This is a genomic window from Brotomerdimonas butyrica (assembly GCF_025567305.1).
GTDB classification, from domain to species: domain Bacteria; phylum Bacillota; class Clostridia; order Peptostreptococcales; family Anaerovoracaceae; genus Lentihominibacter; species Lentihominibacter butyricus.
The window spans coordinates 124,552-148,871 of record NZ_JAOQJP010000007.1 but is presented as its reverse complement, the minus strand read 5'-3'; the positions used below and the strand labels follow the sequence as shown (position 1 = coordinate 148,871).

Below are 24,320 nucleotides of genomic sequence, written 5' to 3'. Positions count from 1 at the left end.
TATCCCTTCTTGAATGCATTTTCTTCCCCGACCTGCTGAAGATGGTCTCGCCATTTTATCACTGTCCATGGCATCACGTGATATTTTTCTGCGATGACATGTTCCAGTCCCTGATTTTCCGGCAGCATTGCTTCTTTTGCAACTTTGATTTTTAATCCTCTTGAATACTTTGATCGTGCCATAGTGTACCTCCGTATTGTCTCTATTATATCATCTTTTTTCAGACTCTACTTTTTGGGGTACACCTCACACACGTTACTGCACTGCTACTGCAGGGGTGTATTTTACCAAAAATCTTCTGCCGGCAGTCTCCTTTTGGTACCCGGCCATCACCACAGGTCACAACACCACATCACCACGTCATAACACCACCACATCACCATGCCACAACACCACCACGCTACCCTCCATCCCTTTCACAACAAAAAAACTGCACTTCGAGGACAATGCATTTCATTACGATGCGATCGCATGACTGCCCCACAGTGCAGTTTATATCATTATTTATTTAAAGTACTTTATTTCCTCACCTTCGCCCGCACGAGCTTCATCAGCTGTATCACGGGTATGTTCAGAAATGCCAGTCCGTACACCGTCAGCAGCTGCGGCAGACCGAGCGACTGAACCTTGAACACAGACCCAAGTCCCGGGCACGCGATCGCAAGCGTTATCAGTATCATGCCGAGCACGAACGCCCCAATCAGATACCTGTTGTTCCAGAATTTCTTCGTGAAGATCACAGGTCTGTCAGCCTTGCAGTTGAATCCGTGGAAAAGTCTGCTGCTGCACAGCGTGCCGAACGCCATGGTGCTTCCCAGCAGTGCACTTCCACCAAGTGAACCAGCCGTGAACCAGCCGTTCAGACCGATCAGGAATGCGATGACAGTCATTACGCATATCGACAGCCCTTCGAAGCCTATCCTGAGCAGAAAATCTTTCGTCAGTATAGATTCATCCGCCGGTCTCGGCTTTTCATCCATCAGATCCCTGCTGTGAGGCTCCAGTCCCAGCGCGATCGCCGGAAGACTGTCCGTCAGCAGGTTTATGAAGAGCAGATGCACAGGAGCGAACGGTACCGGCAGCGCCAGCACAGATGCGTACATCACGGTCAGTATCGCGCCGAAATTGCCTGACAGCAGAAACTGTATCGCATTCTTGATATTCTTATATATATTTCTTCCATTTTCTACCGCCTTGACTATAGTGGCAAAGTTGTCATCAGTCAGCACCATCGCAGCTGCATCCTTTGCGACTTCACTGCCCGTTATCCCCATCGCAACGCCTATGTCAGCCTGCTTGAGCGCAGGCGCATCATTTACACCATCGCCTGTCATCGCAACGATGTTGCCCTTTTCCTGCCATGCCCTGACTATCCTTATCTTGTGCTCAGGCGACACCCTGGCATACACGGATATGTTCTCCACATAATCCCTGAGCTCCTCGTCGCTCATGCCGTCGATCGACGCACCGTCGCACGCCTCGGACTCGTCCTTCAGTATCCCGATCTTCTTCGCTATCGCCGCCGCAGTGACACGATGATCTCCCGTTATCATCACCGGCTTTATCCCGGCTTCGACGCACTCGGCGACTGCTGCCTTTGATTCCTCTCTAGGCGGATCCATCATCGATATCAGCCCCAGGAACACGAGATCGTTTTCATCATCCACTCCCGGCGCCGAGCCGTTTTCGGCAGCTTTATATGCAAAGGCCAGGACTCTGAGTCCGTTTCTGGAAAACTCGCTGTTGCACGCTTCTATGGCCTCCCTGTCGCTCTGCGTGATCTTTCTCACACCATCGCGCGTCTTTATATATGCGACCCTGCCAAGCAGCACATCGACTGCGCCTTTGGTGATCATTACCTTCTGTGTATCTTCAAAAAGCTCTACATTTTCTCGTTTCAGCACATGACATGTCGACATGAGCTTTCGTTCGCTGTCAAACGGTATCTCGCCGTACCTCTCATTGAGCTTTCGCTCAGCTTCATAGCTCATCCCGAGTCTGGTGCCGCTGTTTATCAGCGCAGTCTCCGTAGGATCGCCGATTTCCCTGCCTTCCGCTATCGCAGAGTCGTTGCAGAGCACGCTGCAAAGCAGCAGCTGTCTTTCGCCCGGATCTTCCATGTCAAAGTCAGACGCCGGTATCTTTTCTCCACAGACGTAGTAATCCTCTACCGTCATCTTGTTCTGCGTGAGTGTTCCCGTCTTGTCTGAGCATATCACGGAAACGCTGCCCAGGCCTTCGACAGCCTGCAGCTTCCTGATGATGGCGTGTTCCTTAGCCATCTTCTGCGTACCGAACGACAGCACGATCGTCACGATCGAACTGAGTGCCTCAGGTATCGCGGCTACAGCCAGAGCTACTGCAAACAGGAATGCATCTCCTATAGCCTGCCCTCTGATCACGCTTATACCGAACAGTATGCCGCAGAATACGAGTATCAGTATCGAAAGCTTCTTCCCGAAGTTGTCGAGATTGTTCTGGAGCGGGGTTTTCTTCTCGGACGTCGTCTTCAGGAGCGTCGCAATCTTTCCCACCTCTGTTTCCATGCCTATGGCCGTAACGAGGAATTCACCCCTTCCGTAAGTAACGAAGCTCCCCGAATACACCATGTTCAGCCTGTCGCCGAGAGGTACGGTATCCTCTATCACCGCGGCATCCTTCTCAACGCCCAGACTTTCACCTGTAAGTGCGCTTTCGTCTACTCTCATGCCTGCATTCGTGATGATCCTGCCGTCTGCAGGGACGAAATCTCCCGCTTCCAGACTTACAAGGTCTCCGACCGTTATCTCCGCAGCAGGCATCTTGATGAACTGCCCGTTCCTGAACACTTTGGCCTCAGGAGCTGACATTTTCTTAAGACTGTCGAGCGACTGCTCGGCTTTCACCGTCTGTACCGTACCGAGTATGGCATTTATCGTTATCACGATCAGTATTACTGCTGCGCTTTCCATGTCTCCGAGTATCCCGGATACCACAGCAGCCAGTATGAGTATTATGACCAGGAAATCTTTGAACTGTTCTATAAAAATACGCGCTATGGATTTTTTCCTGCCCTCTGCGATTTCATTAGGCCCGTATTTTTCACGATTCGCTGCCACAGCTTCTTCCGTGATCGGCTCTGTGCTGCCGTTGACAGCGATCATCGCCTCCCGTTCTGTCATCTTGTAAAATTCTTTCATATATGCTCCTTCCTGGTGCTTTTTTATCTGTGTACCGGCTCCACACCGTACACGTTCATTAAATTTTCATACCTGTGATATTCAAATGCTGCACATCTGTTATTATAACCAGTTTGCGCAGCAGCTTTACATGTGCGGTTCGCTGCAGGACCGCACATGTACATATGTCCCAACAAAAAAAGAGACTTTTACTGCATGATAAACATGCAATAAAAGTCTCGCAGTTTCATTACGTACCGGGTGTGTTATCACCGCGCTGACGATAGCGTAAACACATCATGTGCCTGCTACTCCCTTTCATTTACCAGTATGATATCTTTATTCCGCTCCGATGTCAATAGTTTTTTGTTCGCTGCAAACTGCGGCAGCAAAACCAGCTGTAAAACGATCAAAATGTCCATTCAGCCTCTTTGAATCCTACCAGTATCCTGTCGCCGTCTATCAGCAGCGGTCTCTTCACTAGCATCCCGTCCGTTGCCAGCAGCTCAATCTTCTCCTCGTCTGTCATCTGCGGCAGCCTGTCTTTCAGGCCGAGCTCGCGGTATTTCATACCGCTCGTATTGAAAAACTTCTTTACCGGATATCCGCTCACTGCTATCCATTCCGCGAGCTCCTCTTTAGTAGGATTCTCCTCCACTATATGCCTGTCCTCGAAGCTGACGCCCAGCTCCTCAAGATGCTTCTTAGCCTTTTTGCAGGTCGAACACTTCGGATATTCTATAAACAGCATTCAAAATTCCCCCCTTTGGTCAATATCATTTTTTCGGAGATCGGATATCTGCTCGCACAGCATCATACCATCATCTCTCTGCCGCACATATCATTCGCGACCCAAGAGCCCGGCACTGCCGCATAGCTGATCCCGATCCATCCATACCGCACCCCGGCGACATCCTGTTACTCCATGAAAAAACGGTACCGAGACCCGATACCGTTTTGTTTTCCATTATAATGTCTCTCTGCCGTGCAGAGCAGACTTACCAGCGCTTACGCTTCTGCCGATTCCACTACATCCTTACCATTGTAATAGTTGCAGTTAGGGCAAACTCTGTGCGGAAGCTTTGGCTCGTGGCACTGTGGACAAATTGAAAGTCCAGGTGCTTTCATCTTCATGTTAGGTGATCTTCTCTGATCTCTTTTTGCCTTTGAAGTTTTCCTCTTAGGTACTGCCATTTTTTACACCTCCTTCTGTGCCATGATGTGTATAACATATTCGTTGAATCAAATATCGTTCTAATAATTTGCAACTTCTAAAGTATACATTCCATTGGTATCAGTTGTCAACTACTATTTTTACTGTTAGTAAAAATATCTCACGATATCGTCGATTATGCTCTTGATTCAGTTACGATCTTGTATGTATCTCTTGCGATCATAAGCTCTTCGTTTGTAGGGATCAGGATAATCTTTACTCTTGAGTCGTCTCTTGAGATGATCATTTCCTTGCCTCTTACCTTGTTCTTTACGAGGTCGAGCTTGATTCCGAGATTTCCGAGGTCGTTACAGATGATGTCTCTCATAGCGATGTCGTTTTCGCCGACTCCTGCAGTGAAGACGATAGCGTCTACGCCGTTCATCTCTGCGATGTAAGCTCCGATGTAGAATCTTACCTTGTGAGCGAATACCTTGAGTGCCAGCAGAGCTCTTTCGTTTCCGTCCTCTGCAGCTGCCTCGAGGTCTCTGAAGTCACTTGAAACGCCTGAGATTCCCAGTACACCTGACTTCTTGTTCAGGATCTCGTTTGCAACACCCTGATCGAGGTGTTCCTTTTCTCTGATGTAAGTAACGATAGCAGGGTCGATATCACCACTTCTTGTACCCATTACGAGTCCCTCGAGCGGAGTGAATCCCATCGATGTATCGATACACTTGCCTCTCTTGATAGCTGATACTGATGCTCCGTTTCCAAGGTGGCATGTGATGATCTTGAGGTCGTCAAGATTTACATTGAGTATGTCTGAAGCTCTCTCTGCAACATACTTGTGGCTCGTTCCGTGGAAGCCGTATCTTCTGATGCCATACTTTTCATAGTATTCATAAGGAATAGCGTAAATATATGATTCAGGAGGCATTGTCTGATGGAAAGCTGTATCAAATACTCCTACCATAGGTGTGTCAGGCATAAGTTCCTTGCATGCTGCAATACCGAGAAGGTTAGGCGGATTGTGGAGCGGAGCCAGGTCTATACATTCTTCCAGAGCTTCTATCACCATGTCGTCGATAAGTACCGAATGCGCGAATTTTTCGCCGGCATGTACTACTCTGTGACCTACTGCACCGATCTCGCTCATATCTTTGACTACACCGTGATTTTCATCCTGTATAGCCATCAGTACGTGTGATATAGCGTCCTTGTGGTCTTCCATAGGAACGATCAGCTGGAACTTCTCATCCATTCCGATCTTTGTATGTGTGATCACCGATCCGTCCATTCCGATTCTTTCTACAAGTCCCTTGCATAAAAGAACTTCGTTTGTCATATCAAGAACCTGATATTTCAGTGAAGAACTACCGCAGTTGATTACTAAAACTTTCATTTAAATTCCTCCATACTTTGAATTATTAATAAAATAACTATATTATTATACAGTTTAAGCTTGTCCGGTTCAATACTTTTGATATTTTTCAGAATTTTCTCGTCAATTTTATCCCGGTTTCGTCACCGTTCGATATACGGCATCATCACTCTGTCCGAGAAGTCATACAGGCTCCTCTGCATTATTATATTGTAAAGGTCTGCAGACAGTATATCGTGCCGGAGAGTCTCATGGACTTCCGAGCAGTCGTCTTCCTGCTTGTTTATGTTCGTTATCACCGGTATCGTCGCCAGCTCTTCCTTTTTGATGAATTTCAGCAGCTCCCTGCCTTTCACTCCTGCAGCCAGCACCCTCGCGTACGGCTTCATTTCGGGCTGATAGCCCCGTATTCCCATCAGGACATATGTCGTCAGTCTCCGTATCGCAGCCTCCGTATACCGCTTCGATACCATCGAGGAAATGAACCCTGCCATCGACGACGCTCTGACGATCTCTTTTTTGAATTTGTTCTCGAGACCTTCGCCCATGCAGTATATCGTGGAAAGCTCACTGCTGCCGGTTCTCATCAGTTCTCCCTGCAGCATCACGAATTCGTTGTGCTCTGCCGCTTCGCGGCTTCCTGCGCCCGCGAGTGCTTCTGCCGAGTCAGACGGCATGTACCGCGAAAGCATGTCCGCGAGCTGCGCCTTTGCATCAGAACAGCCTGCCGTGATATCCTCTCCACCGTCCGCTACCGATCCGTCACCGGCTGCTGTACCGCAGTCCGCGCTTTCACCGTCACTGCACGACACTCCATCAGCCACCATTTTTCTCAGCACGGTCGCTCCTGCGAACCCCGCTTCCTCATTGAGCGATCCGTAGCCCGAACCGAAACGCTTCACCGTGCACGGCTCTATGCGATTTCTGCAGCCGCCATCAGACGGCCCCATGCTGTTCCAGCAGTCTATCCTCTTGAGGTACTCTATCGCCAGTATATTGTTCGGCTCCGCCATCAGCTGAGCAGCAGACGCGCCTAGCACCTTTTCCACTGCACGCTGCAGAGATCTGACGAATGAATCGCCCTTCTGCATCTCCTGCAGCCTGATCTCGTCTATTTCTCCGCTGCGCATGCGCATGCCCGTGACAAGACTCTGCAGAGCCTCAAGATCGCCGCTCTCGCTGCCGAACGAGATGTGCGTGGCTCCTATCCCCCTCAGTATATCTACTGCTCCTGATGCAAAGATCTCGCCTCTGCTGCACGCGTACAGGAAAGGCAGCTCCAGCACGAGATCCACGCCGTTCTGAACCGCCAGCCGGCTCCTCGTCCACTTGTCGAGAGCTGCCGGCTCTCCTCTCTGCGTAAAGCTGCCGCTCATCACTGCCACCGAATAATCGGCGCCTGTCATCTCCATCGATCTTTGGAGATGGTATCTGTGTCCGTTGTGAAACGGATTGTATTCCGCTGTTATCCCTAATATTTTCATACCTGTATCATAACACAGCGCCGCAGATAAGAAAAGCCGCTGCTGCCGCAAACAGGCTGTGCGTGATCTTGCTGATGACCAGGTAGCCCGCCGGTATCCCCGTTCCGGACAGCATGCTCATCGTCTGACCCAGCACCGAAAGGCCGCCCCAGGACATTATCGCAGCACACATGACGCACTTCACAGACTCCGCAGCATCCACGCACTCTGCAGCTGCGCCGCACCCCACGGTCATCTCAAAGAACCCCTTCGCGAGCACTCTCAGCTGCATGCTTTCTATCATGGAAAAACCGCCGCACATATGCAGGAAATCTGTCACGAACATGAACAGCACGATATATGCCAGCACGATCCCCAGCGATCGGAACGACAGCAGTATCGCATCCGTGAAAGACTCCTGCAGCCCTTTCGCTTCGCTCACACCGCATGAGAGCGGACCTGCCGGCGCATCGTCGCGCCCCAGAAGACGAGTGTACAGCAGACCGTTCAGGAAAGCTCCTGCATAGTGCGCCGCCGCGATGATACCGCCAAGCATTCCCGACCCCAGCATGCCCGCACCGACCGCACCGACCATGAACGCAGGCCCTGACGTGCTGCAGAAGCTCATCAGTCTCATCGCCTCCCTCTGCGAGATCTCTCCGTCGCGCCTGAGGTCCCCCACGATCTTTGCTCCCATAGGATACCCCGACAATACGCTCATCACGAACGGGAAGACTCCCGATCTGAATATCCGTATCACCCCTATATCCTGCAGGAAATTGGCGCATATGAAAAACGGCAGCAGCGCGGGCAACACGTTGCTGAGCCACAGCGATATGCCCTTTCTCGCTGAACAGAGCGCTATGGACGGGAAAACGACCATCAGTACGCAGCATGCAGAAGTCATCACACCTGCCAGTATTATCTTTTTTCTGCTGAATTTAAAAATACCCATAGTCCATATATATTACAGACTACGGGTATTATGTATCCGGTGTATTTATTCTTTTTCCTCTTCGTCTTCAGACTTTGACAGGGCAGGCATGTCGTCCGCATCCACCTGCGTCCTGTACGCCATCTCCTTGAGCTCGTCCCTGTTCGCAGCCAGTGCCGAATTGATGTCGTCGAAGGCTTTTTCGATGCTCGTGAACATCTCCCCGAAGTAGATCGAGCTGAGGTGCTCCATCTTGCCCTGGAAGCTGTAAAGGATGCTGTCGAGGTAGTCGTACGTTCCGATCTTGAGCTGCTTTGCAGTGTTCTCGGTGACTCTCATCAGCTCGTCCGCACGGAGTTTCGCCTTTACCGTTATATCATTGTTCTCAACGAGGGTGTCAGCCTGTTTCTGAGCGTCTTCGATCACCGCTTCATACTGCGTCCTCGCCTCTGCGATGATCCTCTCTCTTTCGTTCTTTATCCACTGTGCCTGCTGTATCTCGTCAGGGAGCTCAGCCCTTATTTCTCTGACTATCTCAAGCAGCTCCTGTGAATCGACCATTATTTTCCCTGTAAGAGGAAAACCTGCGGCGGTATCAACGATTTCTTCAATTTCTTCTAAAAGTTCTAAAACCCTCATCATTATCCTCCTGTGTCTCGTCAGTTCTTCGATTCATTCATCTTTTCAAGTATCGCATCCGGCACGAGCCCGTCTATGCTGCCGCCGAGCGAATGCACTTCCTTTATCATGCTGGAGCTCAGGAATGAGTACTGCGGATCAGTCATCAGGAACACGGTCTCCACGCGTTCGTCAAACAGTCTCGCATTCATCTGAGCCATCTGTATCTCGTATTCAAAATCCATCGCAGCTCTGAGCCCTCTGACCACCACGTTGAATCCGTTGCTGTTCACGTAGTCCGCGAGCAGTCCGGAAAAGAAGTCGACGCTCACATTGTCAAGATGAGCCAGCGCTGTATGTATCATTTCTTTTCGTTCTTCAAGTGAAAATGCGCACTTTTTGGAAGGGTTGACTATTATTCCCACAGTCAGCTCATCGTAAAGTTTAGCCGCACGTTCTATGATGTTGAGATGTCCGTTTGTAAGCGGATCGAATGAGCCCGTGTATAAGGCCTTTGTCTTCATATGTAAATCCTCCCAGAAATTCCTGTTAATTATACCATGGACCGGGGGTTTATTCAACAATATATTGACAACATGATGATCCCGTACCGGCGTTCCTTGAGCTTGGAAAATCCGCATATCTCGTCTTCCATGACCTCTTCTTTTCTGTGCTCTGCAACGATCACTCCGCCCTCGTTGAGCAGTCTGCGTTCACGTATCAGCTCAAAGCACGGCCTCAGAAGTCCCTTGTCGTACGGCGGATCCAGCAGTATTATATCGAATGTCTCCGATGTGCTCGTCAGAGTCCTGCGGTAATCTCCCGGCACCACGACTGCTCCTTCCTCAGCCCTGCAGTGGGCGATGTTCGCCTTTATCAGTCTGATGCTTTCCCTCGAGCTGTCGCCGAACACGCACAGACTCGCCCCTCTGCTGAGCGCCTCTATACCGAGGTTGCCTGTCCCCGAAAAGAGATCCAGCACCCTGCTGCCGTATATCCTGTCCGTAAGTATGCTGAAAAGCGCTTCCTTCACCTTGTCAGACGTCGGCCTGATCGCGTAGTCCGAAGGAGTCTGAAGCTTTCTTCCTTTATATTCACCTGCTATTACACGCATATTGTCCCTCCAGTAGATGTTTTTACATATTCTAGCACTAAAGTGCGGATTTATCCATATGTGTTTGCAAAATTCTCAGCTGCGACCCTTTGTATGACAGACATGCCGCGACAGCACACATGCGGATCGCCATGCCCGGCATCCGCTGCAAAAGTCCGGCGCAGGCCGCCTGCAGCTTTACATGAAAAAGAGATATCCGCTTTTTCCGGCAGATATCTCTCTTCCCGTTCTGTTCAGCTTCTATACGTCAGGAGCTTATTTTCCTGAAAGCTGCTGCTCAGCCATTTCGACGAGCTTCTTAGTCATATAGCCGCCAACGTAGCCGTTCTGTCTGGCAGTGAGGTTTCCCTTGTCTGCCTGTTCGTAATTCGCAAGACCCAGCTCGCTCGCTACTTCAGTCTTTAAGTTCTTTAATGCCGGTTTTGCACTGACATTCATCTTATCCTGTAATGACATTTAACATCACCTCCTGTAATAATAATTTAACCCGGGGTGAAAAAAGTATTACAAGCAATTATTTCATATGCTGCCGTTTTTTTCATATCACAGATCGAGCGTCAGATCTTCGCCGAAAAGTTTTGTGATGCGGCGTCTGAGAGCGCTGTGCTCAGGAGCGTCGAGCGCGGGATCGTCCGCCAGCATCGCTTTCGCTTCTTCCTTTGCCTGCTCCAGGATCTTCATATGTTTTGAGAGATCGGTGATCGCAAGATCCGGCAGTCCGTGCTGTCTGGTGCCGAAGATCTCTCCCGGACCTCTCAGCTTCAGATCTTCCTCTGCTATGAAAAATCCGTCGCTCGAGGCCTCCATGATCTGACCTCTCTTTTCGGCGATCTCCGAACCTCCGTCAAGAATGAGGAAGCAGTACGATCTGTGGCTTCCTCTGCCGACCCTTCCTCTGAGCTGATGCAGCTGCGCGAGCCCGAACCTTTCTGAGTTTTCGATCACTATCACAGTGGCATTCGGCACATTGATGCCGACCTCTATCACGACAGTCGCGACCAGCACGTCTGTCTCGCCTCTGCTGAAAGACTCCATGATCCGGTCTTTCTCATCCTGGCTCATCGCACCGTGTATCAGCTCGACGCTGTAGCCTCTGAACCGTTTTTTGAGCTCTGCAGCGACCTGCTCTGCGGATTTTGCATCGAGAGTCTCCGATTCTTCTATAAGAGGAGTGACGACATATGCCTGCCGCCCCTGCTTCAGCTGCTGCTCGACGAAATCATAGCATTCGCCGCGTTTTTCTGACTTGAGACATCTCGTCACAGTCTGCTGTCTTCCCGGCGGCAGCTCGTCTATTATGGAAACGTCCAGATCTCCGTACAGTATCACGGAAAGCGTGCGCGGTATCGGTGTCGCGGTCATCACGAGGACGTTCGGGTTCTCTCCTTTTTCTCTGAGCTTCACTCTCTGTCTGACGCCGAACCTGTGCTGCTCATCTGTTATCACAAGACCCAGTCTGCTGAATTCCACATCCGGCTGTATCACCGCGTGCGTGCCTATTATCACCTGCGCCTCACCTGTCGCGATCTGCTCCAGCACCTCGCGCTTCTGCGCGGCTTTGAGCGATCCCGTGAGGAACGCCGTCCTGATCCCGTGAGCCTCAAAAGCTCTGCTTATGCCGTCGAAATGCTGCGCCGCGAGTATTTCCGTAGGCGCCATCAGTACCGCCTGATATCCGCTTTTTACTGCCTTGTACATCGCGATCTCGGCTAACGCAGTCTTACCGCAGCCCACGTCTCCCTGCACGAGACGATTCATCGCCGTGTTGCTTTCCAGATCGCGTTCTATCTCCTCCACACACCGCTGCTGTGCTCCGGTGAGCGGATACGGCAGCGATTCTATGTATCTGCCCGTATCGGCTTCCGGCGAAAACGCTATGCCGTTTCTTCCGTCCGTGACATTCTGCCTGGCCATTAACAGGCCTGTCTGCAGGATGAGCAGCTCGTCGAAGATCAGTCTGTATTTCGCCTCGAGCAGTTTCTGTTTTTCCTGCGGAAAGTGCACATTTTCGAGTGCGTAGCTCAGGCTGCACAGCCTGTTGCGCTCGACCGCTTCGCTGCTCAGGATGTCTTCTGCCATGGAATATGCCCTTTTCAGCGATTTCTGCCATGTGCGCATTTCCCTTTGCGAAATGCCTTTTGTAAGCGGATACACCGGCAGTATCCCGTCCTCCATGCCGTCCGCATCGCTGAATTCCGGATGGATCATCTGCATTTTGCCAAAGTTTCTCGTCACTTTGCCGAAAAACGTGTATTTTCTGCCGGTCCTGAAGCTGTGCTGAAGATATTTCGCATTGAAGAACACGACTTCCATAGAACCGGTCCCGTCCTCGACGAGCAGCCTGAGCATCTGTTTCCTGCCGCCTCTGTACCTGTCGTTCACCACGAGCTTTACCTCGCCTGTCACGACAGAGTTCTGATCCTCCGCCGCATCGCTTATATCGACGCGGTTTCGCCTGTCCTCATAGCTTCTCGGCAGGAAGAACACGAGATCCTCCATCGTGCTGATACCCAGCTTTTTCAGAGCTTCTGCCTTTTTCGGTCCCACGCCTTTCAGCGATGTGACACTTTCCCTTAAATCCATTTATCTGTTCACCTCTATATATCTTCTGCCTGTGTGCTTTGAAAATACGTCCGTTATCCTGATATTTTATCATATGCCGTTATCGATGCACAATATCTGCGTCTCTGCATATTATATCCCGAGGTGATCCGTTATGAACAGACAGAAATACGGCTGCTGCAGACCGGAAAGGAAGAAAAGAAAACAGCAGTGTTTTGCAAAGAAAGCAGGTATTGCGATGCTCGCGCTGGGCATCGTCACGGTTTTTGCGCTCGTGCTCCCTCCTGAATACTGGGTGATGCTCCTCAGCATCGTGCTCGTAGTTCTGGGGATCATGCTGATAAAGAAATCGTAGCATTTTCGCTGTTTTGGCAAAAAAATAACGCCCACACTGTGAGCGTCTATTTTTCAAATTTAGATGGCACGGTTTACTTTGCCTGATCTTAAACATCTAGTACATACTTTTGCTTTTCTTACTGTTCCGCCGTCTTCGACTTTTACAGACTGAATATTAGCATTCCATTTTCTTCTAGTATGTCTGTTGGAATGGGATACATTGTTTCCTGAAACCTGGCCCTTTCCGCAAATTTCACACTTTCTTGACATCTGCCGCACCTCCTTATACATTTGGTATCTAAAAGCTTTCGCAACTTTTTTCACTTGCTTTTAACTCGAGCATGGATCATCAAAATCATAAAACAGACTCGAACAAATGACATTATAGCATACTAAAAATACTAACACAAGAACTTTTTTATGAGCTGCCCGAATATGTGATTTAACGCGTCTGTCCGCTGCCCGAATCGTCGCCCCACAGCACGACTTTTCCTGCCTCTCTTGTCTTTTTCATATCGATCAGGCGCTGGTTCCTGCTGCCCCTGAACTGCAGCGTCAGATCGCGCTGCGCCTTTACAAAAGGACCGTCTATCAGCAGATCCGTGAGCTCCAGCAGCCTCTTCACATGAACGTCTTTCTCAGCCATAGCGAGCAGCTGTTCGTACGTGTACCCGCTGAACACAGTCACGGAAAGGCCTTTTTCCCTGACCTTTTCCGCGAGCTCCGTGAACATTTCCGCCTGACAGAACGGCTCGCCGCCCGAGAACGTGACTCCGGCGAGCAGCGGATCTTTCTCTATCTCCTCCATCAGCCTGTCCGTGCTGCAGTCGAAACCGCCTGCAAAATCGTGAGTTTCAGGATTGTGACAGTCCGGGCAGTCATGCGGACACCCCTGGCAGAAGACCGTGAATCTTATGCCGGGGCCGTCGACTATCGATTCTCTTACGATCCCTGCGAGCCTCAAAGAACCTGATCCGTCCACCGCAGCCATTACAGCGTCTCTCTTCCCGAATCGAGGCTGTGTTTTACTCTGTCCCGCTCTTCGGCAGTCTTCGCGTCGTTCCAGTGGTCCATCGTGCCTACGAGATATCCGGTGATACGTCTGATCCTCTCGAATCCCTGATCCCCGTCATCCTCTGTTCTGTGGCAGCAAGGGCACTCGTTGTCGATGATGCCGGTGTATCCGCACACAGGGTCTCTGTCTACAGGATGGTTGATCGAACCGTATCCGACTCCGCTCTCCTTCATGCATCTTACGACCTGCTCGAACGCGTCGAGGTTCTTGCACGGATCTCCGTCCAGCTCTATATATGTTATGTGACCTGCATTCGTGAGCGCATGGTAAGGTGCCTCAAGCCTGATCTTGTCGAATGCGTTTATGTTGTAGTATACAGGTATATGGAAAGAGTTAGTGTAGTACTCTCTGTCCGTAACACCTTCTATGATGCCGTACTTTGCCTTGTCGATCCTTACGAATCTGCCCGAAAGACCCTCCGCAGGCGTTGCTATGAGCGTGAAGTTGAGACCTGTCTTCTTCGACTCCTCGTCCATCTTCTTTCTCATGAACCCTATTATCTCAAGGCCTAGGCTCTGAGCTTCAGGACTCTCTCCGTGATGTACGCCTATCAGCGCTTTCAGACACTCCGCAAGACCGATGAAGCCCACCGTCAGCGTGCCGTGCTTGAGCACTTCTGCCACGGAATCCTCAGGCTTGAGCTTGTCCGAATCTATCCATATACCCTGCCCCATCAGGAACGGGTAGTTCTTCACTTTCTTTGAGCACTGGATCTTGAATCTTTCCATGAGCTGATCGATACACAGATCGACTTTTCTTTCCAGCTCCTCGAAGAACCAGTCTATGTCTCCATGCGCCTTTATCGCTATTCTCGGAAGGTTTACCGATGTAAAGCTCAGGTTTCCTCTTCCGCCGACTACTTCGCGCTCAGGGTCGTACACGTTTCCTATTACTCTCGTTCTGCAGCCCATGTAAGCGACTTCAGTATTAGGGTCGCCTTCATGATAGTACTGGAGATTGTACGGAGCGTCGATGAACGAGAAGTTAGGGAAGAGTCTCTTTGCTGAAACTCTGCACGCCAGCTTGAACATGTCGTAGTTCGGATCTCCCGGATTATAGTTGACGCCTTCCTTTATCTTGAATATGTGTATAGGGAAGATCGCAGTTTCGCCGTTTCCCAGGCCTGCTTCCGTTGCGAGCAGTATGTTCTCTATTATCATCCTGCCTTCAGGAGATGTGTCTGTACCGTAGTTTATCGAGGAAAACGGTATCTGGGCGCCTGCTCTGGAATGCATCGTGTTGAGGTTGTGCACGAAAGCCTCCATAGCCTGATATGTGGCTCTCCTGATCTCTTCATTTGCATATTTTGTAGCTTTTTTCTGGAGCTTGTCTATGGATCCTTCGTCGACTATATCTCTGAGGTATTCACGCTCTTTTTCCTTGTAGCCGTTGTCGTCCGCAAGGACAGGATATATATCGTCCTTTTCCATGATCTCCGCGCCTATGGCTTTTACCTGCTCCACCCCATCCTCTATGTCAAAGAGAAGATTGAGCATTTTCCCCAGGTTCGTCCAGTAAAGCTTCCTGTACGTCTTCTTGACGCCGTTGGCCATGCCGTAGTCAAAATCAGGTATGCTCTGACCTCCGTGCTGGTCGTTCTGGTTCGACTGTATAGCTATGCATGCAAGTGCAGCGTAGCTCTGTATGTCATTAGGCTCTCTGAGGAATCCGTGTCCTGTCGAGAATCCGCCCTTGAAAAGCTTCTCTATATCTATCTGGCAGCATGTCGTAGTAAGTGTCAGGAAATCCATGTCATGGATATGTATGTCGCCTTCTCTGTGCGCTTTGGCATGATCAGGCTTGAGCACGAACATCTCATAAAACTGTTTCGCACCTTCGGAACCGTACTTGAGCATAGTTCCCATCGCTGTATCGCCGTCTATGTTGGCATTCTCACGCTTTGTGTCATTGTCCTTGGCTTCTTTGAAAGTAAGATCCTCATATATTTTCATGAGTCTCGTGTTCATGTCTCTCACTCTCGTACGCTCAGCCCTGTAAAGTATGAATTCTTTGGCAGTCCTCGCATGACCGTTCTCGATCAGCACCTTCTCTACAGCATCCTGTATCTGCTCTACGGTAGGTATATCATTGTGGCATATCTCCAGAAGATACACCTCGACCTGTCTTGCCAGGAACCTCGCCATATCGTAATCTTTGCCGCCCAGCACCTGTGCAGCTTTATAGATGGCGTCCGCGATCTTGTCGACATTAAAGTCAACAGTCCTGCCGTCTCTTTTGATGATCTGCTTTATCTGATCCATACATACTCTCCTCTCTCACCACTATATATTGTTTCTTCTTTCGTAACTGTTATAAATTATACACAAAATACAGAACGAGTCAATACCATACCTGTGTATTTGAATGCACTTTTTGTGAAACACAAAAGGCTCAAAAAAACAACGCTTTCCCGAAAACGTTGAAAACGCTGCATTCAAAAATACCTCTGTACACAGTGGGCAAATCCCGCCTTATATCCGTCGCGGGTATCATACATCCCTTGATATGCCAGAACTGTTTTTTCTATTCTTTTTCACCGAAAAATTCCGACCTGAGCATCGACATTACGTGAAGATCATAATATCTGCCGTCCTTTTTCGTGGCATTCCTCGCCACGCCTTCCTCTCTGAAGCCGAGGCTCTCGTAAAGAGTGTACGCACGCTTGTTCCCCGTATAGTAATCCATCGTCACGCGCTCTATATGCAGGAAAGTAAAGCAGTACTCAAGCAGCTCGTCCATTATCTCCCTGGCAACGCCTTTTCCCCACAGCGAGACGTCTCCGATATAGAATTTCGTTATGTCCAGTGAATCTGCATGCCTGTCGATCTTTGAAATGAATATCCTGCCTACAGGCGCATCCTTTTCACGATCTACTATCGTGAAATCCATCCTGTCCTTGCTGAACTTATTGTAAAGAGCCTCAGTGACCACTTCTTCATACGTTCTGCCCTCGTCAAAGGAAAGATAGCGCGTCACCTCAGGATCGTTCTCCCATCGCATAAAATATTCATAGTCGCCGAATTCCGCATCGCGTATCAGAAAGTTACGAGTATCCATCTCTGTCTCCTTGCATAATTTCTTAAAGATTCATCTAATCTTTACATTTTATTTTCTTCATAATGGTATTATACTATTATTATATTCGAATTGAAAGGGACAGACAAGGAGAAATATAGACCATGAAAAAATACATATTAACGATCATCCCGCTTATACTCATATCAGTGATGTTTTTAAGCGGCTGTTCACTCGGGGAAATGAACAGAGAAAACGAACTTAAATCATCACTGGAATCTACTTATGAAGAGCTGACCTCGACTTTTTCCGGCGACTCGGGACAGTATTCGCTGGTTTCTGAATATCTCAAGTCATGGGCAAAGAAAAACAGTATAGAGATAGCCGACAGCGGCAGCAGCTACACGATCCTGTCGAATCCTGCCACCACAGGGTTTGAAAACAGTGAACCGACTGTGCTTCAGTGCTCCATACGCACTGATGACTTCAAAAATTCTATGCAGTCACTGGCGATCTCGCTCACTTCGCTTCTCGGCCCTGAAGTACACGGCAATATATCACTGATCGTCACCGAGGTGGATCACGGTGAATTCACAGGCGCTTCAGCTGCAGATCCCAAGTACTACAGCTCCGGCAGCTTCATAAACATAGACAACAGTGACGACATAGAGCTGGTGCGGGCAGGCTCATATGAAATGGACAGTACGATGACAGCATCACTGTCGACCTCTGCATCATCTTATACTCACGCTTACACTATAACGATGTCGATCTCAGGATACCATGATCCTTTCAGCTTTGAAAATCACTATCCTAACCCGGTCGAAACTATCGGAAGTCTGCTCGCAACAGAAAAGAGTTCCGGTAAGCTCTTCGATCTGGCATCGTTCGAATGCGAATCGTCAGACGGATACACGCCTACATCTGCAACTGCCGTAGTGGTTGTGAACGACAACGATATAAGCAGCTTTACATCAAAATTCGAAAAATCATACAACAGCATAAAAAACAGATTCGAAAAGCTTGGCGACAATTTCGTATACACCCTGACCGAGACATCGCTTCCCGAAACAGTCATAAGCAGCGATAGCAGCAACAATATCATCAGCCTCATGTACACGCTGCAGAGCGGCATATACCTTCAGGATGAAGACACCGGTGAGATCATCTCGGCATCGGATATCTCATACGTCTCGACTTCGGGCGGCACGTTCACTCTGAAGATGAGATCACGAAGCACAGACAAGGCGACGCTTTCAGATATGTCCGCCGAATTTCTGACGACATCGGGACTCAGCGATATCTCGTACAGCGTCACAGACCCGCACATGACATGGTCGGCAGACAGCAAAAACGGCGCTTCGGCTTTCCTTGCCGATGCACTCGGTACAAAGGACTCGATCACAGAAAACACTCTTGAAAGCAGCGATCTTGACGTATTCGCATCAAAAGCCGATATCAATGCAGTCTCATACAGATGCAGCCTGACGCACAGAGAAGCGGCTCTGATGAACCTGCTCCACTACACGGAAAGTCTGGTGCAGTAATATCGGGATACATCGATATACTCACAAAAAACGAGGGACTGCCGCATTAACGATTTATGATCGTCAGAGCGGCGGTCCCTTTCTTTGCACGAAAAAACCTGCTCCTCAAACGAGGCCGCAGGTTTTTTCATATCCCGATATCACATCATCATTTGAGATGGACGAAATTCGTCGTAGCCGAAGCCAGCGTCTTTCCCGATGCCTCGTCATACGCTATCGCTCTCACGCGCACGAGCGATCTGCCGAGGTGGATGACTTCGGATCTGAATATGAACGATTCTCCCAGGAACGGTCTTATGAAGCTGACGCTGAGGTCAGCTGTGGATATCTCGACTGAATCGCAGTATGCCAGTACGGTTATTCCCATCGCCGTATCGAACATGGCTGATATGGCTCCGCCGTGCACCTCTCCACGCTCGTTGCTCTCCCACTCGTACTTTCTGAATCTCATTTCAGAGATCAGGTTCTCTTCGTCAAGATCACACAGCTCAGGCGCCAGTAGCGCATTCATGCTCTGTCCTGCATTCTCTTCTATCTCTCTTCTGATGTTTTCTATCTTCTCTCTTGCTTTGCTTTTCTTCTGCATAAATCTCCTACTCTATCACTTCATACATCGAAGCCGCATCTTCCTTGCGGCACGAATCCTTTAACTCTGTAACCTTTACCCGCAGGCTACCGTTGCCGAACTGTATATAGATCTCATCGCCCGCTTTCACTTCAGTACCGGGCTTTGCGACCTTGTCGTTCACCGTTATCCTGCCCTGCTCGCAGGCCTCCTTTGCAACAGTACGGCGTTTTATGATACGGGAGTTTTTAAGAAACTTGTCTATCCTCATACTTCCTCCTCAAAAAAATAAAAGGGTAACCAAGTTACCCTTTAGCAGACACACTGTCTTATTTATTCACTGCATCCTTAAGAGCTTTTCCAGCCTTGAATACAGGAGCTTTTGAAGCGTCGATCTTGATCACTTCGCCAGGCTTTCTAGGATTTCTTCCCTGTCTTGCTTTTCTTTCACGAACTTCGAAAGTTCCGAAACCGATCAGCTGTACCTTCTCACCTTTAACTAAAGAGCTTTCTACGCTTGAAACAAAAGCATTGACAGCTAATTCAGCGTCCTTCTTTGTAAAACCGGTCTTTTCTGCAACTGCAGCTACTAATTCCGCTTTATTCATCAATAAATCCTCCTTAAAATTAATAACATATAGTCTTTTATTATTTCAAATACAAATTCAGGCTCGCCTCGTATCTACCCTTGATCCGCCTGAGCTCTGTGTTCTATTTTCCCATTTTTCAATGGGTTTGTCAAGCTGTTTTAGGATAAAGACTGCTGTTTTCAACCTTTGCGAGACTTACCACAGCTTGAGCCTGTCGCATATCGCAGCGAGCTTTCTCCCGGCCGATATCGTCATCAGTTCATCACGGCTTATTGCCTTCGTCTTCAGTATCATCAGTCCGTACACCACGACTCCTGCAAATATCGATATCACGGTCGAGATGCTGTTGCTGTCCGTCAGCATGAACGAAAGCCTGTACAGCAGCAGTACGATCAGTCCCATCACGACTGACGATATCAGCGGTTTCTTGACAGCCACAGCCGCGTCGAACTTCACTCCGCTGTACTTTTTCAGCGCGATCAGATCCAGTGTCATCGCGATCAGATATGCAGATGCCGAACCTATAGCTGCACCCTTTACATTTACTGCCGGTATCGCTGTGAGAGTCCATGTCACGATGAACTTGGCGATCACACCGACGCAGAGATTTATCACAGGTATGTGCTGCTTGCCTATTCCCTGCAGCGCGCCCGTCATAGTAGTTATTATTGACAGGAATACGAATCCTACTGCAAAGATCTGCAGGCACGGTGCTGCCGCTATCGCGCTCGCCTTCTGGGATGCATAGAGAAGCGTCAGTATCGGCTCTGCGAGCACGAATATGCCTGTCGATGCAGGAAACGCGATTATCGTCGTCATGCGCAGTCCGAGCGATATGTGATTGTGCAGCTCCTCTCTGTCACCTACGCTGTGCGCAGCGGATACCATCGGCACAAGGCTCATCACTATCGCGAGCATGAAGACCTCGGGAAACTGGATTATCGGGGATGCAAATCCCGTCAGCTGCCCGTAGAGACTCTCAGCCGCAGTGGACTCCCATCCGGAAGCCATCAGTCTGACCTTTACGATACCTGCGTCTATGAGGTTTACTATCGGCATTATCGCAGCGCCTATCGTTATAGGTATCGCGATGACCGCGATCTTCTTCAGTATCGTGCCTGCCGTTTCGTAAACGCTGGTTTTATCATTTTTTATCCTGAGCTTTATCTTTTTCTTGGCTGCCATGTAAACGATCAGCATCACGGCAAGCCCGCCTATCGCTCCTGCCGAAGCTCCGAAGCATCCTCCGGCGGCGCCTCTCTGCTCAGGAGTGTATCCCGATGCGATGCTGTATTCGTTGGCCATAAGCGAGTATGCGAGCACCAGACCGAACAGCACTCTGAACGACTGCTCTGCGATCTCCGATATTGCGGTCGGCCTCATCTCCTGCATGCCCTGGAAATATCCTCTGTACGAAGACATCACCGGTACGAGCAGCAGAGCTATCGCCGTCGCCTTCATGGAAAGCGCAGACCCCGGTATGTCTATCAGTTCTGCAATATGCTTTCCGAAGATCAGCAGCACCAGGAACCCTATCACGCCCAGCACCATCATGAGCGTCCTCGATATCCTGAAAACCCTCTCTGCTTCTCTGAACTGCCCTTTTGCACACCGTTCGGATACCATCTTTGATATCGCCACAGGAAGTCCTGCCGTTGAAACGACCAGCAGGAAGCTGTACAGTGCATATGCAGGCGTATAGTTTGCCATGCCCACGGCACCTATCATGTTCGCCAGCGGTATCCTGAAAAATGCACCAAGCACTTTTACTATGATACCGGCGACGGCCATTACCGCAGCACCTTTCAACAATGATTTTTTAGTCATGATTAAAGCCTTTCAAGTATTTCACGGGTTGATTTCTCGACCATGTCCACGGTCTTCTCTATATCTATAGTGCTGTACTGCCCGTTTTCATAAAGCACTTTACCGTCAACTATCGTCATCAGGACATCGCCACCTGAACAAGAATACACCAGATTATTGATGAGACTGTGAACAGGATGCATATTCGGTCCTGAAATATCTATTACTATCAGATCGGCCTTGTTGCCCTCTTTGAGAGCTCCGCTGTCCAGCCTTCCCTGGGCCTTTGCACCTCCGTATGTCGCTGCTCTGAGCGCATCTTTCGGAGTCACGGCTGTCGGATCCTTTGAGATCACTTTCGTGCCTGTGACCAGCGTCTTTATCTCCTCGAAGAAATTAAGACTGTTGTTGCTTGCCACGCTGTCCGTTCCTATGGCAAGATTGACTCCTTTGTCGATTATCTTCTGCACGTTGCATATGCCGCTGGCGAGCTTCATGTTACTCACCGGATTGGCAGCCACTGTGACGCCTTTTCGCTTAAAGATCTCAAGGTCACTGTCGTCGGAGTAGACGCAGTGCGCAGCTACCGCCGGCACGTCGAAGATCCCCGTCTTCTCGAGATAAGCTGCCGGAGTCATGCCGTGTCTCTTTATACACTCGCTGTGCTCGAATTCCGTCTCAGAAACGTGTACCTGCATCTTCACACCGTCAAGCGATCGCGCGTAGTCTGCCAGCGCCACTGCAGTCTCCGGATTCGATGTATACTCGGCATGAAGGCTCATATCCACGATGATCCTGCCATCTGCCGCATCGTTGAATTCTCTGTAAAAGTGCTTCATTTCGTCAAAGCTCTCGAGTCTGCTGACGTCTGCTCCCATCGGATTGGCTATCGAACGCGAAATGTTGTTCTTGGTACCGCTGTCTGCCACTGCTCTGGCCATGTCGTCGCAGAAGTAGTACATATCGCTCGTGGAAACGATGCCGAACTTGAGCGATTCAGCCATCGCCAGCATCGTGCCCCAGTAAACGGCTTCTCCCGTCAGCTTGTCTTCGAACGGGAATATCTTTTTGGTGAGCCAGTCCTGCAGCACCATGTTTTCTCCGTACCCTCTCATCAGAGTCATCGGTGAATGCGCGTGAGCGTTGAAAAAACCGCTCATCAGAAGTCTGCCTTTTCCGTCGATCTCGCGGCCGGATACTTCCTGCGGTCTTTCATCTCCGATGTATGCGACGCGATCGTCCTTTATGAGCACATACTGGTTTTCTTTTACATTGAGTTCTTCGTCTAGTATCGTAATATTGCTGAAAAGCATCACGTTTTCCTTTCTTTTTTACATGAGAGGCGCGACAAAGCGCAGCACTCTTCCTATTATCCTGTATATTATATTGTATTCATTGCAGCTCTGCATCGTTATCTGCTGGCATTTGTCCAGAGTCTTCTGGAAATCCGACTCCACATCGTGCACAACAGGGTTCTTCCATATATATGCAGCGCATTCAAAATGCAGATACAGACTCCTGAAATCAAGGTTGATCGTCCCGACGACAGCTTTTTCATCATCGCTGGTGAACACCTTGGCGTGTACGAACCCCGGCGTGTACTCGTATATCTCGACGCCCTCGGCAATGAGCTCCTTGTAGTGCGTCCTCGCGAGCCAGTACGCGTACTTCTTGTCAGGTATATGCGGCAGTATCAGCTTCACATCTACGCCTCTCTGCGCTGCGAATATGATCGTGTCGATCATCTCTTCATCGAGTATCAGGTATGGCGTCATTATGTGCACATAGTCGTTTGCAGTGTTCAGTATATCCATATATACTTTCTCGCCGACCTCTTCATGATCGAGCGGGCTGTCGCCGTACGGCGCTATATATCCGCCGGTCTTTACAGACCGGTCCGGCGCCGCTGATCCGTATCCTCTGAACATATATCTGTTGTAGTTTTCCGGAACTTCTGCCCTGATATTCCACATCTGCAGAAACATCAGTGTAAAGCTGTTCACAGCTCTTCCCTTTACCATTATGGCAGTGTCCTTCCAGTGTCCGAATCTTTCCTTTTCATTTATATACTCATCGGCAAGATTTATTCCTCCTGTGAAAGCGGTATGCCCGTCTATCACGACGATTTTCCTGTGATCCCTGTTGTTCTGGTGTGTCGACAGAAACGGCATCATCGGTGAGAATATCCTGCATTTTATCCCGTATCGCTCAAGGTATTTGTCATAGTTTTTCGGAAGAAGCGCTAAAGTACACGTACCGTCGTACATGAATCTCACTTCTACGCCTGCCTGAACTTTTCTTTTGAGTATATTGAGCACTGTATCCCACATATGACCATAGGCGACGATGAAATACTCCATGAAGATAAAATCCTTTGCCTGTTCGAGCTGATACACGAGCTCTTTGAACTTGTCTTCACCGAGCGGGAAATATTTCACTGCGGCATCACCGTATACGGGATAATGCCCTTTTTCCTTTATATAGCGGAAAAGTCCGGCCTCCATCTTCGACGACTCGTACAGTTCCTCGGTCACATTCCCATCTACCTGCAGGAACGGTTCCTGTTCGTCTATCTGTTCCATGACTCGTCTGGCGATGAATCTCGTTCCGGGCTGCAGCCTGGTAAAAAGGTAAAACGCCACCCCGACGATCGGTGCCACAAGCATGAATATGATCCACATAAGCTTGAAGCTGCTGCTCTGCCGGTTGTTTACAATGTACATAAGTATGAAAACCTCAAGGAATCCTACCGCATAATTCATGATGAGGATACGTCTTCCCAGTATCACGAATCCGCCGCACAGAACCAGAACCTGCAGTAAAAGCAGTACTATCAGTATCGTAGTACGCCCGAATATTATCTTCCACAATCCACTTAATCTGCTGTTATCTGCTTTACTCATATGATCTATCTGTCTCTCCTGCTGTTATTTTAGTGATAAATATGTTTCTTCGAAAGAACATACTATTAAAATGTTACTGCATGCAATGCCAAAAGTC

24 protein-coding genes are annotated in these 24,320 nt (G+C 49.3%); 2 read left to right on the top strand and 22 right to left on the bottom strand.

Annotated elements, in window-relative coordinates:
- From OCV59_RS06615 to recG, 12 genes are all read right to left on the bottom strand, one after another.
- Positions 1 to 182: hypothetical protein (locus tag OCV59_RS06615; RefSeq protein ID WP_147593705.1), on the bottom strand; the 182-nt coding region annotated here is incomplete at its 3' end.
- 336 nt (positions 183 to 518) lie between these two features.
- Positions 519 to 3,179: a cation-translocating P-type ATPase gene (locus OCV59_RS06610; RefSeq protein WP_147593704.1), complete on the bottom strand. Its 2,661-nt coding sequence runs from the start codon at positions 3,177 to 3,179 to the stop codon at positions 519 to 521.
- A 388-nt stretch (positions 3,180 to 3,567) separates the two neighbouring features.
- Complete coding sequence (locus OCV59_RS06605; protein WP_147593703.1) at positions 3,568 to 3,909, bottom strand: arsenate reductase family protein; 342 nt, start codon at positions 3,907 to 3,909, stop codon at positions 3,568 to 3,570.
- A 257-nt stretch (positions 3,910 to 4,166) separates the two neighbouring features.
- Positions 4,167 to 4,352 (bottom strand): 50S ribosomal protein L32, encoded by a 186-nt coding sequence (gene rpmF, locus OCV59_RS06600; RefSeq protein WP_147593702.1) that lies wholly within the window; start codon positions 4,350 to 4,352, stop codon positions 4,167 to 4,169.
- 155 nt (positions 4,353 to 4,507) lie between these two features.
- Entirely contained in the window at positions 4,508 to 5,716 is a 1,209-nt protein-coding gene (locus tag OCV59_RS06595; protein WP_147593701.1) for an acetate/propionate family kinase, read from the bottom strand.
- Positions 5,717 to 5,838: 122 nt separating this feature from the next.
- Positions 5,839 to 7,179: a tRNA(Met) cytidine acetate ligase gene (locus tag OCV59_RS06590; RefSeq protein WP_147593700.1), complete on the bottom strand. Its 1,341-nt coding sequence runs from the start codon at positions 7,177 to 7,179 to the stop codon at positions 5,839 to 5,841.
- Positions 7,180 to 7,186: 7 nt separating this feature from the next.
- Complete coding sequence (locus tag OCV59_RS06585; RefSeq protein ID WP_147593699.1) at positions 7,187 to 8,113, bottom strand: hypothetical protein; 927 nt, start codon at positions 8,111 to 8,113, stop codon at positions 7,187 to 7,189.
- Positions 8,114 to 8,158: 45 nt separating this feature from the next.
- On the bottom strand, positions 8,159 to 8,731 hold the full coding sequence (locus tag OCV59_RS06580; protein WP_147593698.1) for an ATPase: 573 nt from the start codon (positions 8,729 to 8,731) through the stop codon (positions 8,159 to 8,161).
- Positions 8,732 to 8,751: 20 nt separating this feature from the next.
- A complete protein-coding gene (coaD, locus tag OCV59_RS06575; protein ID WP_147593697.1) occupies positions 8,752 to 9,234 on the bottom strand; it encodes a pantetheine-phosphate adenylyltransferase in 483 nt (160 codons plus the stop codon).
- Positions 9,235 to 9,287: 53 nt separating this feature from the next.
- A complete protein-coding gene (rsmD, locus tag OCV59_RS06570; RefSeq protein WP_147593696.1) occupies positions 9,288 to 9,824 on the bottom strand; it encodes a 16S rRNA (guanine(966)-N(2))-methyltransferase RsmD in 537 nt (178 codons plus the stop codon).
- A 255-nt stretch (positions 9,825 to 10,079) separates the two neighbouring features.
- The gene (locus tag OCV59_RS06565) at positions 10,080 to 10,280 is read right to left on the bottom strand and encodes an alpha/beta-type small acid-soluble spore protein (protein WP_147593695.1); all 201 of its coding nucleotides are present in this window, start codon (positions 10,278 to 10,280) and stop codon (positions 10,080 to 10,082) included.
- An 87-nt stretch (positions 10,281 to 10,367) separates the two neighbouring features.
- Entirely contained in the window at positions 10,368 to 12,407 is a 2,040-nt protein-coding gene (gene recG / locus OCV59_RS06560; protein ID WP_147593694.1) for an ATP-dependent DNA helicase RecG, read from the bottom strand.
- Between the two features lie 133 nt (positions 12,408 to 12,540).
- Between recG and OCV59_RS06555 the strand changes: the two genes are divergently transcribed.
- Positions 12,541 to 12,741 carry a hypothetical protein gene (locus OCV59_RS06555; protein WP_147593693.1) on the top strand — a complete coding sequence of 67 codons (201 nt, stop codon included), beginning with the start codon at positions 12,541 to 12,543 and terminating at the stop codon, positions 12,739 to 12,741.
- Positions 12,742 to 12,800: 59 nt separating this feature from the next.
- Here the strand turns inward: OCV59_RS06555 and rpmB are convergent, their stop codons facing one another.
- The 4 genes from rpmB to OCV59_RS06535 form a co-directional block, all read right to left on the bottom strand.
- Positions 12,801 to 12,992, bottom strand: coding sequence for a 50S ribosomal protein L28 (rpmB, locus tag OCV59_RS06550; protein WP_147593692.1), 192 nt, complete (start codon positions 12,990 to 12,992; stop codon positions 12,801 to 12,803).
- 172 nt (positions 12,993 to 13,164) lie between these two features.
- Positions 13,165 to 13,713 carry an anaerobic ribonucleoside-triphosphate reductase activating protein gene (nrdG, locus tag OCV59_RS06545; RefSeq protein ID WP_147593691.1) on the bottom strand — a complete coding sequence of 183 codons (549 nt, stop codon included), beginning with the start codon at positions 13,711 to 13,713 and terminating at the stop codon, positions 13,165 to 13,167.
- Positions 13,713 to 16,058, bottom strand: a complete 2,346-nt coding sequence (locus OCV59_RS06540) for an anaerobic ribonucleoside triphosphate reductase (RefSeq protein ID WP_147593690.1) — start codon at positions 16,056 to 16,058, stop codon at positions 13,713 to 13,715. Before OCV59_RS06540 ends, nrdG begins: the two co-directional genes overlap by 1 nt.
- Before the next feature lie 262 nt (positions 16,059 to 16,320).
- Positions 16,321 to 16,854, bottom strand: a complete 534-nt coding sequence (locus tag OCV59_RS06535; RefSeq protein ID WP_147593689.1) for a GNAT family N-acetyltransferase — start codon at positions 16,852 to 16,854, stop codon at positions 16,321 to 16,323.
- 122 nt (positions 16,855 to 16,976) lie between these two features.
- Between OCV59_RS06535 and OCV59_RS06530 the strand changes: the two genes are divergently transcribed.
- A complete protein-coding gene (locus OCV59_RS06530) occupies positions 16,977 to 18,359 on the top strand; it encodes a zinc-binding metallopeptidase family protein (RefSeq protein WP_147593688.1) in 1,383 nt (460 codons plus the stop codon).
- 148 nt (positions 18,360 to 18,507) lie between these two features.
- Here the strand turns inward: OCV59_RS06530 and OCV59_RS06525 are convergent, their stop codons facing one another.
- The 6 genes from OCV59_RS06525 to cls all read right to left on the bottom strand — a co-directional run bounded on the left by OCV59_RS06525 (position 18,508) and on the right by cls (position 24,223).
- The gene (locus tag OCV59_RS06525; RefSeq protein ID WP_147593687.1) at positions 18,508 to 18,945 is read right to left on the bottom strand and encodes a PaaI family thioesterase; all 438 of its coding nucleotides are present in this window, start codon (positions 18,943 to 18,945) and stop codon (positions 18,508 to 18,510) included.
- A gap of 7 nt (positions 18,946 to 18,952) precedes the next feature.
- Complete coding sequence (locus OCV59_RS06520; protein WP_147593686.1) at positions 18,953 to 19,195, bottom strand: RNA-binding S4 domain-containing protein; 243 nt, start codon at positions 19,193 to 19,195, stop codon at positions 18,953 to 18,955.
- A 58-nt stretch (positions 19,196 to 19,253) separates the two neighbouring features.
- A complete protein-coding gene (locus OCV59_RS06515) occupies positions 19,254 to 19,556 on the bottom strand; it encodes an HU family DNA-binding protein (RefSeq protein WP_262584175.1) in 303 nt (100 codons plus the stop codon).
- Positions 19,557 to 19,709: 153 nt separating this feature from the next.
- Positions 19,710 to 21,341 carry a putative polysaccharide biosynthesis protein gene (locus OCV59_RS06510; protein WP_147593684.1) on the bottom strand — a complete coding sequence of 544 codons (1,632 nt, stop codon included), beginning with the start codon at positions 21,339 to 21,341 and terminating at the stop codon, positions 19,710 to 19,712.
- 2 nt (positions 21,342 to 21,343) lie between these two features.
- Positions 21,344 to 22,633 carry an amidohydrolase gene (locus tag OCV59_RS06505; protein ID WP_147593683.1) on the bottom strand — a complete coding sequence of 430 codons (1,290 nt, stop codon included), beginning with the start codon at positions 22,631 to 22,633 and terminating at the stop codon, positions 21,344 to 21,346.
- Between the two features lie 18 nt (positions 22,634 to 22,651).
- Positions 22,652 to 24,223 (bottom strand): cardiolipin synthase, encoded by a 1,572-nt coding sequence (cls, locus tag OCV59_RS06500; protein ID WP_147593682.1) that lies wholly within the window; start codon positions 24,221 to 24,223, stop codon positions 22,652 to 22,654.
- Positions 24,224 to 24,320 lie beyond the last annotated feature (97 nt).